Source organism: Azospirillum rugosum, assembly GCF_017876155.1.
Classification (GTDB): domain Bacteria; phylum Pseudomonadota; class Alphaproteobacteria; order Azospirillales; family Azospirillaceae; genus Azospirillum; species Azospirillum rugosum.
In genome coordinates, this window is the sequence record NZ_JAGINP010000026.1 from 1 (window position 1) to 12,892 (window position 12,892).

Annotated in this window: 12 protein-coding genes; 2 read left to right on the forward strand and 10 right to left on the reverse strand. The window is 68.0% G+C overall.

The features are described 5' to 3' along the window. Positions 1-191: 191 nt before the first annotated feature. The 6 genes from J2851_RS28555 to J2851_RS28580 all read right to left on the reverse strand — a co-directional run bounded on the left by J2851_RS28555 (position 192) and on the right by J2851_RS28580 (position 4,524). A complete protein-coding gene (locus J2851_RS28555) occupies positions 192-992 on the reverse strand; it encodes a DUF1217 domain-containing protein (protein WP_209770627.1) in 801 nt (266 codons plus the stop codon). Then, positions 989-1,354, reverse strand: coding sequence for a FlaG family protein (locus J2851_RS28560; RefSeq protein WP_209770629.1), 366 nt, complete (start codon positions 1,352-1,354; stop codon positions 989-991). The genes J2851_RS28555 and J2851_RS28560 overlap by 4 nt, the downstream gene beginning before the upstream one ends. A 4-nt stretch (positions 1,355-1,358) precedes the next feature. Beyond that, positions 1,359-1,787 (reverse strand): flagellar biosynthesis repressor FlbT, encoded by a 429-nt coding sequence (locus J2851_RS28565; protein ID WP_209770631.1) that lies wholly within the window; start codon positions 1,785-1,787, stop codon positions 1,359-1,361. Next, positions 1,777-2,166, reverse strand: coding sequence for a flagellar biosynthesis regulator FlaF (locus J2851_RS28570; protein WP_209770632.1), 390 nt, complete (start codon positions 2,164-2,166; stop codon positions 1,777-1,779). Before J2851_RS28570 ends, J2851_RS28565 begins: the two co-directional genes overlap by 11 nt. Positions 2,167-2,266: 100 nt before the next feature. After that, positions 2,267-3,511, reverse strand: coding sequence for a flagellin N-terminal helical domain-containing protein (locus J2851_RS36425; protein ID WP_209770633.1), 1,245 nt, complete (start codon positions 3,509-3,511; stop codon positions 2,267-2,269). Between the two features lie 224 nt (positions 3,512-3,735). After that, positions 3,736-4,524 carry a response regulator transcription factor gene (locus J2851_RS28580; protein WP_209770634.1) on the reverse strand — a complete coding sequence of 263 codons (789 nt, stop codon included), beginning with the start codon at positions 4,522-4,524 and terminating at the stop codon, positions 3,736-3,738. Positions 4,525-5,045: 521 nt separating this feature from the next. Here J2851_RS28580 and J2851_RS28585 point away from each other — a divergent pair. Together J2851_RS28585 and J2851_RS28590 are read left to right on the forward strand one after the other, a co-directional pair. Then, a complete protein-coding gene (locus J2851_RS28585; protein WP_209770635.1) occupies positions 5,046-5,495 on the forward strand; it encodes a tetratricopeptide repeat protein in 450 nt (149 codons plus the stop codon). A 104-nt stretch (positions 5,496-5,599) separates the two neighbouring features. After that, the gene (locus tag J2851_RS28590) at positions 5,600-6,643 is read left to right on the forward strand and encodes a hypothetical protein (RefSeq protein ID WP_209770636.1); all 1,044 of its coding nucleotides are present in this window, start codon (positions 5,600-5,602) and stop codon (positions 6,641-6,643) included. A gap of 158 nt (positions 6,644-6,801) precedes the next feature. On the opposite strand, the gene J2851_RS28595 is transcribed toward J2851_RS28590, so the two are convergent. From J2851_RS28595 to J2851_RS28610, 4 genes are all read right to left on the reverse strand, one after another. Continuing rightward, positions 6,802-9,984 (reverse strand): efflux RND transporter permease subunit, encoded by a 3,183-nt coding sequence (locus tag J2851_RS28595; RefSeq protein WP_209770637.1) that lies wholly within the window; start codon positions 9,982-9,984, stop codon positions 6,802-6,804. A gap of 151 nt (positions 9,985-10,135) precedes the next feature. Next, positions 10,136-11,326, reverse strand: coding sequence for an efflux RND transporter periplasmic adaptor subunit (locus J2851_RS28600; RefSeq protein ID WP_209770638.1), 1,191 nt, complete (start codon positions 11,324-11,326; stop codon positions 10,136-10,138). Positions 11,327-11,423: 97 nt separating this feature from the next. Then, positions 11,424-11,753: a hypothetical protein gene (locus J2851_RS28605; protein WP_209770640.1), complete on the reverse strand. Its 330-nt coding sequence runs from the start codon at positions 11,751-11,753 to the stop codon at positions 11,424-11,426. A 333-nt stretch (positions 11,754-12,086) separates the two neighbouring features. Continuing rightward, positions 12,087-12,800, reverse strand: coding sequence for a hypothetical protein (locus tag J2851_RS28610; RefSeq protein WP_209770642.1), 714 nt, complete (start codon positions 12,798-12,800; stop codon positions 12,087-12,089). Between the last annotated feature and the right edge of the window lie 92 nt (positions 12,801-12,892).

The window sequence follows — 12,892 nt, forward strand, 5'->3', positions numbered from 1 at the left end:
ATCCCCGCATCGTTCCCTCGCCGGCCGCTTTCTCCACGACCGGAGAGAATCACGACCAGCCGGCTGAGCCCAGCCTTTTTCCGCGTCCTGTTAGGAAAAGCCCCCGCCACCGGCATGACATACCGAATGGCGAGGGCCTATCCGTAAATCTCTCTGTGTCTCCGTGTCTCTGTGGTTTTCCGAAATCGACCTCAGAACTTCGGGAACCGCAGCAGCGACAGGGTCACGGACGGGTCGATGGAGATGATCGACGGGCGGCGCCCCGCCCGCACCGGCTCCATGTACGGGATGTTCGCCGCCGACCCGGCCCCCGACGGATCGCCGTTCAGCATGTCGTACATGGCGGAGAAGCGGTCGAGGAATTTCTGCGTCTTGGCCGGGTTCTTGAAGTCGGCGATGTCGAACCGCTTCTTCAGCTTGTCCACCAGCCGGTCGAGGTCGCCCAGCGCCGCCTGGTCGGGGATGTCCAGCGCGGTGAAGACCACCTTCTGCAAGGCGCGGTCGGCCAGCACCTGGTACCAGTTGTTGATGGTCGGCGCCTTGCGCTGGAAGTAGAGGGCGAGGCGCACGGCCGGGTTCTGGTCCTCGGCGGAGACCTCCAGCTTCACGTCGGCGTAGCGGTCGACGATGGCCTGGACGATTTTCGGCTCGCGCAGGGTGGCGCCGCCGGTCTCCTTCAGGCCGAGGACGGTCGCCATCTCCTTGAACTTGGTGTCGCTCATGCGGTTGGCCAGCGCGTTGTCGTCGGTGACGCCCTGTTCCAGCACCTTGCGGATCAGGCCGCGCGCGAAGATCTGGCTGCCGAGGTCGAAGGCCTCCATGACGAAACGGTAGAGCTTGTCGTCCTTCATCAGGTCGTCCACCGACGTGACCTTGCCGATGTTGGCCTGGAAATACTCGATGCTGCGCTTCACGTCCGGGCGCGCCCGGATCATGCCGTCGAAGCGGTCCTGGTTGCGGGAAATCTGGCGATAGTCCTGGAGCGTGCTCACGCCTCGACCTCCCGCTGGTCGGCCGGGTCCGGCGCCATGTCGAGCGCGTCCTGCGGATCGATGTAGGTCGGAGGGATGCGCAGGATGACCTCGCCGGTCGCGGTGTCCAGCACCTCCGTGGACAAGCGCAGCGTGTCGGGGTCAAGTTGGACGCGGTAGGGCGGGATCGCCGCGCGCCGCGGCTCGCTCTCGGCACCGGCGCCGGCGGCGGACGGTTCGACCACCTCGGTCGGTTTGCTGGACTCGGCCTGGGCGGCGCGCAGGCGCTCGGTCTGGCGCTGGCGCGCCTCGGCCAGCAGGTCGGCGCCGGGGGCGGCGCGCTCGTTGCCGACGCTGGTCAGTGCCTTGACGGGATCGGCCATGGCGTCACCCCTCGACGCGCGCTTCTGGAACCGACGGGGCGGTGGAGCGGTGCAACAGCCCGTCCTCGTAGGCCATCACCGGCCGCAGGCAGGCCAGCGCCTTGTAGTAGTCCCGCTCGCTGACGTTGCGCATGGCCTGCATGATGCGGTCCTGCATGTCGGGGCGCAGGAAGGCGGTGTAGAGCTTCGCCATCATGCCGGCGACGGTGCCGCCCTGCTCCTGCGCCGCGCGGGGGTCGAGCAGCATGTTCTGGATCAGGAAGTAGGCGCGCCGGACGGGCGTGTCGGCCTCGTCCTCCTGCATGATGTCGCTGCCGCGGATGATCTGGGCGAAGTTGCTGACGGTCAGGGTGTAGCGGCGGTTCTCGTTCTGCACGACGCAGCCGTTGATGACCACCCGCTCGCAGGGCTTGAGGCGGAGCTTAAGCGCCATGGACCACCTCCAGGACGGGAGGCTCCGCCTGTGCGACACCTTGCAGGCCCTTCATGACGGAGCGGTTGAGGTCCACCAGCAGGCCGGCGTCGGCCTCGCCGCGCAGCACCGCGCGGGTTTGCCGCTCCACCGTGAAGGACAGCGAGACCAGCCCGGCGCGCAACGCCTCCGGAAGGGCGTTGTCCTCCTCCAGCAGGTCGGCGCGCAGCGTGTTCCAGAGTTCCAGGTTGCGCCACAGCGCGTCCTTCAGCGGCCCCGAACGCCAGCCGGCCTCGCGGTGCGCTTCCAGGTCGAGGGTGATGCGGAGGAAGACCAGATATTCGATGCGGCGCGGGTCTTCGCACTCGGCCATCGTCTGCTGGTAGGCGGCGATGCTCATGGTCGCACCCTATGCAATGCGCGCGGCGGGCGGATGGAAAAAGCGGAATGAGGAGGGCCGGCGCCCGGCGGGGGGCGCGCGCCGGCCCTCGGGCCAAGGCTTAGCGGAACAGCGACAGGATGTTCTGCGGACCCTGGTTGGCGATGGACAGCGCCTGGGTGGCGAGCTGCTGCTGGACCTGGAGGGCCTGCAGGCGGCTCGATTCCTCGTTCATGTCGGCGTCGACCAGCGAGCCGATGCCCTTGTTCATGGAGTCGGTCAGCTTCGACACGAAGTCGTTCTGCACCGACACGCGGTTCTCGATGGAGCCGATCACCGCGGCCTTGCCGATCGCCTTGTCGAGCAGGCCGTTGATGACCTCCAGCGACTTGGTGGCGTTGGAGGTGACGTCGATCTGCGTCAGGTCGGCCAGACCGCCGAAGGCGTCGCTCTCTTTGGAGCCGACCCACAGGCTGTCCACCTTGGCGGTGAAGTTGCCATCGCCGTTCACGTCCTGGTCGGTGAATTCCAGGCTGTCGCCGTTGAAGGCCGCCTGGAAGTCGGCGCCGGCGGCGGTCAGCTGGGCGTTGACCGCGGTCTCGATCAGGCCCTGCGTCGTCGCGGCGTCGGTGGTGTAGGCGATGCCGGACAGGTCGACCGTCACGGCGGTCTTCACACCCGCCTCGTCCGTGACGTTCAGCGTCAGGTTGCCGAGGCCGAGGTTCTGGCCGTCGATGAAGGTGGTGCCCGGGGCGCCCAGCGTGATGCCGACCGAAGCCTTCAGGTCGTTGGTCGAGTCGACCTGCTGCTCGATCTTCGCCTTGCCGACGATCGAGGTGACCTGCATGTCCTGGCGCTGGAAGCTGATGTAGCTCGGGTCCACCGTGCCGGCACTGCGGCTCAGCGAGGCCAGGATGTCGACGTTCTGGTCCTTGGCCGTGCCGTCGTTCGAATAGGTGATGCGCAGCAGGTTGTCGCCATTGAAGGACGCGTCGGCGGCGGCACCCTTCACCAGCTTCACCAGCTGGTCGATGTCGTTCTGGATCAGCGACTTGTCGACGCCGTTGGTCTGGCCGGCGATGACGCGGGCCTTCAGCGTCTGAAGGTTCTCCACGATGTTCTTGGACGCCACCGACGCGGTGTTGGTGGTGCCGGACCCCAGCTCCAGCGATTCCTTGACCGCCTTGAAGCCGGCGACGTCGGCCCGCATGGTGGTGGCGATCGACCAGTAGGCCGCGTTGTCCTTGGCGTTGTTGACCTTCAGGCCGGTCGAGATGCGGTCCTGGGTGGTCGCCAGGTCGTCCGTAACGCGGCGCAGGGTCTGCAGCGCGGTCATCGCGGACGTGTTGGTCATGATCGAGGCCATGTGTATCTCCATTCGCGAGATGCAGAGCGCCTTTCTGACGCCGGGGCCGGACTGCGCGGGCCTTCCCGCTTGGTGGTACGGGCGCGCAATCGACGTTTTGACTGTGACCTACCGCGTTTAAACCGGGGTAAAAATCGCCCTTGTCTTTGACCTTTGGCCGAATGCCTCTGGTTTCTCTTTGTTTTCCTCAAAGTAATGCTGCATTTTAGGGAAATGTCTTCGTCCTATTCCGCGCCGATCAGGCATTCCGCCGGACGGCGCACCGGGACGAAGCGGGCCGGTTCGAACCGCCGCGGCGCGGTTTCCGGTTCTTCGTGTTCGGGCGGGGCCTCGAACTTGTAGCCGCGGCCGTAGACGGTCTCGATGTAGCGGGCGCCGCCGGTCGCCTCGGCGATCTTCTTGCGGAGCTTGCAGATGTAGACGTCGATGACCTTGTCGAGCGGGTCGGCGCCGGACAGGCCGTAGACCTCGTCGTAGATGTGCTCCTTGGAGACCACGCGGCGGTGATGCGCGGCCAGCACGCCGAGGATGGCGTGCTCGCGCTGGCTCAGCCGCAGGCGTTCGCCGCCCCCGGACGGACCGACCTCCGGGTCCCGGCCGTCGAGGAACACGGTCAGGCGACCGACGCGCACGGCGTTGCTGACCAGGCCGCGGGCGCGGCGGCGGGCGACCTCGATGCGGGCGCGCACCTCGGCGCTGACCACCGGCTTGACCAGCACGTCGTCGGCGCCGGCGTGCAGCAGCGCCACGGTGGCCGCGACGTCGCGTCGCTCCAGCAGGCACAGCACCGCGGCGGTGACGCGCTGGGCGCGCAAGGACGCCACCGCGGCGGCCGGGTCGGCGAGCCCGCCGAGCACGATGGCGTCAAAGCCCAGCGCCTCGCCGCCCTGTTCGGCCAGCAGCTCCTCCAGTTCCGGCCAGTCCAGCCGGTCGTAGCGGATCTTGCCCATGCCGAGTTGCCGGCCAAGCGCCTCGGCGATCAGCGGGTTCGGTTCCACCAGAACAGCGCGCATGGGATTCTCCACATCCAGAGTTCAGCAGGCAGAGTTCAGCGACCAGAGTTCAGCGAAGCTGAGTCACCCTGAAGAGCGCATAAAATTTTGCTCAACTTCGCGACCTTAAATTTTTCACAAGGACAGGAAAGGCCGAACCATGCCGTTCGTCAACCGTTTGTATTACCTCGGTCGGTGACAACGGCTATTTCCTTTAGCGCCGCCTTAACTCCCGTTAAGGTGGAGAAGAACCGCCGTTTTGCTTCGAATTTGAAGGTATTCTTCGCGCAGATTCTTTGACCCCCTCTCTCGCCTCCGGCGGGAGAGGGAGGGGCCCACGATAGTGGGAGGGTGAGGGCTTGGTTTCTCGGGCCAAGATTCTCGAAAGGACCTTGCCCTCACCCTCCCGCCGCTTGCGCAGCGGGTCCCTCCCTCTCCCAGCGGGGCTGGGAGAGGGTGCGTTTGCGAACCTTGAACCACGCTTTAACCGCGTTGTATTCCACTGGCGGAGTTGCAGGGGCTCGCATGGGGTGGAGCGCAGGATGACACGCAGCTTGAAGGCCTGGGTGGGCGCCGCGTTGATCGTCGCGGGATGCGCCTCGCCGGTGCCGCCCGACACGGCTTACCAGCGGGCGCTGGAGACGGCCATCCAAGCGGGGCGGTGCGACGGCCCCAGCGTCGATGCGCTGTGGTCAGCCTACAACCGTTGGTACGCAACAGCCGCGAGCCTCACCTACTATCACCGCTCGTCGGAGGCGGAGGCGCTGCTGCGCCAGGGGGAGACGTTCCGGCTGCTCGGCTGCCCGACGGTCGCCCGCGCCGCCTTTGAGCAGGTCCTGCAACGCTTCCCCGAACCCGATTATGCGGAGCAGCGCGCCTACGCCCTGCAAGGGCTGGCCGGGCTGGCCCCGCCCGTGCCGCTGCTGCGCCCACCCTCCCCGGCGGCGGCCCGCTCGGCCGAACGGCCTGTTTTCCTGCTCACAAGGGGCTGAGTCGCCTCCGCCGCTTGCCAGCCCGCCCGCCGGTCACTACGGTCACTGCCGTCATTGGAACCGGCCGCAGCGAAGGCCGGAACGGGAGCGGATCAGGAGGCATCATGGCAAAGTCGGGCAACGGACGGGACGGGACGGGCAAGCCGGCGCCCAGCCGGTTTACAGGCACGCCGGCGGACCGTCTGGTCCGGCTGTGGCGCAGCAACGACGAGCGGTTCGACGAGCTGCTGGATGAAACCCTCGATTCGCGGCGGCAGGCGGTCCTCGAAGCCGCGCTCGGCAAGCTGCACGAGGAGGAGCGTCCGGAGTTCCTGGACGAGGTGGAGACGATTGCCGAATCGGTCCGCCGCACCGACGCCCAGGGCGACGACGTCATCGCGACGCTGTTCTGGCTGGCGGTTGAGGTGTCGGGCGAGCTGACCCAGCCCCCGTCGGTGGACGCCATCGAGCGCGCGCTGGATTCGTCGGGCCTGCTGGAGAACGCCTCCGACACGCGGCTGCTGCCGGCCTGGCTCGACCCGGAGGCGCTGGTCTATCTGGAGGCGGCCGACCGGCGCGCCCTGCTCCAGCGCATGCTGACCTCGAACGACGAGGCCCTGCGGTTCGCCAAGGACGAGGAACTGCTCGCCGACCCGGCCGATGCGGGAATCCGGCTGGTCAGCGTCGTCGGCCTGGTCGAGGAGGAAGCGAGCCTGATCGACGACCTCGACCAGGAGGCCCTGCCCGACCCGCTCCAGCTGATTGGCGGCGACGACTATGAGGAGCCGGAACTCGACCCCGTGGAGGAGGAGCGGATCCGTCAGGCGCTGGCCTCCTTCACCGACGCGGTGCGGACCGCCGACCCGCGCGTCCGCCGCTGCGAACCGGCCGGCGGCTTGAACGACCTGCTCGACCTGCTCGCCGAGGCCGACTGGGCGGACGAGGGGGATCTGGGCGAACTGGCCTCCTTCATCGACGTGGCCAGCGACGAGACGAGCGACGCGGTGGTGGACACGGTGGTGACCCGCACGCCGCAGGGCCTGTTCGTCCGCGCCTACGGCGCCGACGGCCGCCTGCTCGACGAGCGGGCCTTCGCGCTCGACGGGAACCAGATGGATCAGGCGATGGCCCTGCTGCGCCAGCGCTGCCGCAGCGTGGCGGAGGGGTAAGGCGAGACGCGAAAAGCCCTTCCCCCCTCTGGGGGGAAGGGTTGGGATGAGGGGGCGGCCGCAAGGCCGACAACGCAAACTCATTGCAGGGCGTGGACGCCCTTGCGGGCGCCCCCTCACCCTAACCCTCTCCCCAGAGGGGAGAGGGGATTGAGCAACTACGAGTGCGCCGCCACGGCGTCACCTTCCACCCGCTGCGTGGCCGGTTCCTTGCCGGCGCCGACCAGGCGACGGAGCAGGACGTAGAAGACCGGGGTCAGCAGCAGGCCGAAGACGGTCACGCCGATCATGCCGGCGAACACCGCCACACCCATGGCGTGCCGCATCTCAGCACCAGCGCCGGTGGAGGTGACGAGCGGCACCACGCCCATGATGAAGGCGATCGACGTCATCAGGATCGGGCGCAAGCGCAGCCGGCTCGCCTCGATGGCCGCTTGCACCACCGTGCGGCCCTGCTGCTCCAGCTCGCGGGCGAACTCCACGATCAGGATCGCGTTCTTCGCCGACAGGCCGACCAGCACCATGAAGCCGATCTGCGTGAAGATGTTGTTGTCGCCGCCGGTCAGCCAGACGCCGAACAGCGCGGACATCAGGCTCATCGGCACGATCAGCAGGATCGCCAGCGGCAGCGTCAGGCTCTCGTACTGGGCGGCCAGCACCAGGAAGACCAGAAGCACGCTGATCGGGAAGACCAGCAGCCCCGCGTTGCCCGCCAGGATCTTCTGGTAGGTCAGGTCGGTCCATTCGAACTTGATGCCGCGCGGCAGGGTCTCCGCCGCAATGCGCTCCGCCGCCGCCTCGGCCTGCCCCGACGAGAAGCCGGGCGCCGGCCCGCCGTTGATGTCGGCCGCGGTGTAGCCGTTGTAGCGCACCACCATCTCCGGCCCGTAGCTCTGGCTGACGGTCAGCAGCGACGACAGCGGCACCATGGCCCCGGCGGCGTTGCGCGTCTTCAACAGGCCGATGTCGTCGGCCTGGGCGCGGAACGGGGCGTCCGCCTGCACCCGCACCTGGTAGACGCGGCCGAAGGTGTTGAAGTCGTTCACATAGAGCGAGCCCAGGTAGATCTGCATGGTGTCGAAGACGTCGCGCACCGGTACGCCCAGCTGCTTGGCCTTCACGCGGTCGAGGTCGACGTCGAGCTGCGGCACGTTGATCTGGTAGCTGGAGAAGCTCGGCCCCAGCTCCGGCGTCTGCGCGGCCTTCTTCACGAAGTCGCCCACCGCCTTGTTCAGCGCCTCATAGCCCAGCGCCCCGCGGTCCTCGATCTGCATCTTGAAGCCGCCCAGCGTGCCGAGGCCGAGCACCGGCGGCGGCGGGAAGATCGCCACGAAGGCCTCCTTCAGGCCGGCGTAGCGCTTCTGCAGGTCGGCGGCGATGGCGTTGGCCGACAGGCTGGGGTCCTTGCGCTCGTCGAAGGGCTTCAGCGTCACGAAGACGATGCCGGCGCTGGAGCTGTTGGTGAAGCCGTTGACCGACAGGCCGGGGAAGGCCACGGCGCTCTCCACGCCCGGGCGCTTCAGCGCGATGTCGGTCATGTCGCGGATCACCTGCTCCGTCCGGTCGAGCGAGGCGCCGTTGGGCAGCTGCGCGAAGCTGATCAGGTATTCCTTGTCCTGCGGCGGCACGAAGCCGGCGGGCACCGCCCGGCCCAGCATCACCGTGGCCCCGATCAGCACGAGGTACAGCATCATCATCGAGCCCTTGTGCCGGATGACGCCGCCGACGCCGCGGCCGTAATGCTCCGATCCGCGGTGGAAGACGTGGTTGAACAGGCGGAAGAAGCCGCCGAACACCGTGTCCATGGCGCGGGTCAGCCAGTCCTTCGGCTGATGGTGGCTGCGCAGCAGCACCGCCGACAGGGCCGGCGACAGGGTCAGGGAGTTGAAGGCGGAGATGACGGTGGAGATCGCGATGGTCATCGCGAACTGCTTGTAGAACTCGCCGGTCAGGCCGGTCATGAAGGCCAGCGGCACGAAGACGGCGACCAGGGTCAGCGCGATGGCGATGATCGGGCCGCTCACCTCCTGCATGGCCTTGTAGGTGGCCTCCTTGGCGGACAGGCCGGCCTCGATGTTGCGCTCCACGTTCTCCACCACGACGATGGCGTCGTCCACGACGATGCCGATCGCCAGCACCATGCCGAACAAGGACAGGGCGTTGATCGAGAATCCGAAGGCCAGAAGGAGTGAGAAGGTGCCGACGATGGACACCGGCACGGCCAGCAGCGGGATGATCGACGCGCGCCAGGTCTGCAGGAAGACGATGACCACCAGCACGACCAGCGCGATGGCTTCCAGCAGTGTGTGGATCACCGCCTCGATGCTGGAGCGCACGAACTTCGTCGGGTCGTAGACGATGGAGTAGTCCACGCCGTCCGGCATGTCGGCCTTCAGCTCGGCCATCGTCTTGCGGACGTTGTCGGCGATGTTCAGCGCGTTGGCGCCCGGCGACTGGTTGATGGCCAGCGCCACCGCCGGCTGGTTGTCCAGCAGCGAGCGCAGGCCGTACTGGGCGGCGGCCAGCTCCACCCGCGCAACGTCGCGCAGCTGGGTGACGGCGCCGTCCGGGCCGGTCTTCAGGATGATGTCGCCGAACTCATCGACCGTCTTCAGCCGGCCGCGCGCGTTGATCGACAGCTGCAACGGCACGTTGGCCTGCGTCGGCGACGCGCCGATGACGCCGGCGGCGACTTGGACGTTCTGTTCGCGGATCGCGGCGACCACGTCGCTGGCGGTCAGGCCGCGCTGGGCGACCTGCTGCGGGTCGAGCCACACGCGCATGGCGTAGTCGCCGGAGCCCCACAGCTGCACCTCGCCCACGCCCTGGATGCGCGACAGCCGGTCCTTGACGTTCAGCAGCGCGTAGTTGCGCAGATACGTCATGTCGTAGCGGTCGTTGGGCGAGCGCAGATGCACGACCATGGTCAGCGTGGGGGAGCTTTTGACCGTGGTAACGCCCAGCCGCTGCACGTCCTCCGGCAGGCGGGGCAGCGCCTGCGCGACGCGGTTCTGCACCAGCTGCTGCGCCTTGTCCGGGTCGACGCCCAGGCGGAAGGTCACGGTCAGCGCCATGTTGCCGTCGCTGTTCGCCTGGGACTGCATGTACAGCATGTCCTCGACGCCGTTGATCTGCTCCTCCAGGGGAGAGGCGACGGTCTCGGCGATGACCTTGGGGTTGGCGCCGGGATACTGGGCACGCACCACCACGGACGGCGGCACGACCTCCGGATATTCGGAGATCGGCAGTTGGAACAGCGAGATGGCGCCGGCCAGGAACAGCACCACCGACAGCACCCCGGCGAAGATCGGCCGGTCGATGAAGAATTTCGAGATGTTCATGGCCTTTTTGAATCCTTAGAGGCCGTTTTGTGCCGGTGAACGAGGGAACATCCCTCGCTCACCGGAGCGCCCGACCGGGCGCCGCGCCACATGGCGCGAAAAGCCTGCGTGGCGTTTGAACGCAATACGGCAAGCCACCGGCTTGCCGGTATCACTGCGCGGCCGACGCCGTCGTGACCTTGGTCTGTGCCGGATTGTCGCCCATGGCGACGATGTGCGGCTGGACCGGCGTGCCGGGGCGGGCGTGCTGGATGCCGTTGACGATGACCCGGTCCTCGGCCGACAGGCCGCGGTTGACGACGCGCAGGCCTTCGCGCAGAGGGCCGAGGCCGACCTCGCGGTACTCCACACGGTTCTCCGCGTTGACGACCAGAACGAACTTCTTGTCCTGGTCGGTGCCGATCGCCCGCTCGTCCACCAGAAGCGCATCGCGCGGCACGGTGCTGCCGACCTTCACGCGGGCGTAGAGGCCGGGGACCAGCATGCCGTCGGCGTTGTCGAACTTGGCGCGCACGCGGATGGTGCCGGAGGTCACGTCGAGCCGGTTGTCCACATGCTCGATGGCGCCGTCGCGGGAATAGCCGCTCTCGTTGGCGAGGCCGAGCTGGACCGGGATGTTGTTGGAATCCCGCGCCGGGGCGATGTGGCGGAGATAGGTCTGCTCGTCCACGTCGAAGGACGCGTACATTGGGGAGACCGACACCACCGTGGTCAGCGGCGCGGACGCCGCACCCGCGGCGACCACGTTGCCGACGGTGATCTCCGCGCGCGACACGCGGCCGGCCACCGGGGCGGTCACCTGCGTGTAGCCCAGGTTGATCTGCGCCATGTCCAGCGCGGCCTGCGCGGCCTTCAGGTTGGCGGCGGCCTCGCGGGCGTCGTTTTCCTTCTGGTCCATGGACTGGCGGGAGATGGTGCTGTCCTTCACCAGACGCTGCGCGCGGTCCAGGTCGGCGGCGGTGAAGCGCACGCGGGCCTGGGCGGCGGCCACCTGCGCCTCGGCGCGGGCGACCTCCGCCTGATAGGGGCGCGGGTCGATGGTGAAGAGGACGTCGCCCTTCTTCACGAACGCGCCGTTGCGGAAATGCACGGCGGTGATGGAGCCGGACACCTGCGGGCGGACGTCGACGCGGTCGACGGCCTCCAGGCGGCCGGAATAGCCCTGCCAGTCGGTCACCTTGCGGGCGACGACCGGTGCCACGTCCACCTCCGGCGGCGGCGGGACCGCAGCGGCGGCGGGGGCATCCGCATGGCCCTGGAAGCTGGGGGCGACGCTGGCGACGGCGACCGCCGAGACACCGGTCACCAGGAGGACGGCAAGCTTGGCGCGGGAAAGAGGCATGATGTCTGACGCTCTCTTGGGATCCGGGGTTGCGGGGGTGTCGATACGACGAGGACGGCGCGCCGTTTCCGACACGCCGCCCCCGATGGGCGCAGGGTTACTTCGTGCGCTCCGCCTGCTGCGTCGGCGCATCGACCGGCACGAGCTTGAGGCCGAGGCGGCCGCGGGCGAAGTTCAGGTAGGAGAGCGCCTTGGCCTGCTGGCCGGCCTCCCAGTACCATTCGGCCGAGGCCAGGCTGGTGTTGACGATGCCGCGGTCGGTGGACGACGGCACCTTGTTGCGGGCCTCCTCCATCAGCGCCGGGAAGGACTGGGCGAGGCTGAGGTTGGCGGCGGCCGTCTGCGACGAGGTGGTCTGCGACGAGGCCGCGGCGGACAGGATGAGGGCGATGCCGCCGAAGATGGCGGCCACGAGGGCCTTGTTCATGATCGATGCCTATAGGGTCGTCGCCGGCCTTCGCGGGATCGGAAGGCGGCGGGGTTTGTTCAAGACGTCAATGGTGGATCGCACCGGGCGCGGCGCACCGCTCAGCGGGCCGCGGAACCTCCAGCGCAACACACTCCACCGCAACACACGGGGACATCAGCAGACAGGGCCGTAAAGACCAGCGCGATACGGGTCTTCATAGCGTGCTCCGGATTCTCGAAAGTCACCGCCGGGGCCGCTGCCGTGTCGGCTTTGTGTCGGGAGGCGGTGCGTCTGAGAAGAAGCTACACCGACTGCACGAATTTGAGAAATTGATAGTTTATATGGGCGATATCACGCCGCTGAATAACGGAGATTCAGCGCTTCGGGCAGGCCCCACAGGGCGGGCGATCCGGTGCCGGAGGCGAGCGTGACCAGGATGTGATCCACCCCGTCCCGCAGCAGCGCAGCCACGCGGTCCTCCAGCCCCGGCCCGTCCGGCAGCATCTGGATGAAGGGCTTGTCCCCGGCCACCCGGCGCCATTCGGTCAGCAGGGTCGGGACGCAGGCCAGCCGGGGGCGGTCGTAGGCCCAGGCCTCCGCCTGCTCCGCGATCCATTCCAGGCTTTCGTGGCAGGACCCTTGGATCACCACCGGCGTGTCGGTCTTGCGGGTGACCGCGTGCACCTTACGCATGATCGCCGCCCCGATCCGCCGGCAGGCGCGCGAGGTCAGGCGCGCAGCCTCCGGCGGTTCAATGAATTGAACCGCGTAGGTCAGCCGCCCTGCCCCCAGCCCAGCCGGATCCGGCAGGGCGACGTCGATGTCCGGCGAGAAGCCGACCTTGACGCAGGCGACGATGGGGATCGCGCGGGTGACCTCCACGACCGACGCCAGGGCGTCCGGCGGCACCCAGAGCGCGCCGAAGCCGGCCTCCTCCGCGCGGCGGGCGAGCGGGGCCGCGTCCGGCGCGTTCGGGGAACACAGGCCAAGGCCGAGCGTCGGTCCTGCCGAAAAGGGGCATTCCGCGCCCTCCCGCACCGTCCGCTCCTGATCCCCGCGCGCCATGTCGGTCACCTCCGGTCCTTGATCCTGTCCACACACTTAGTGCGGCTTGGCCCATATGTGAAATTGATATGCCGTATTCGGCTCATTCGGCG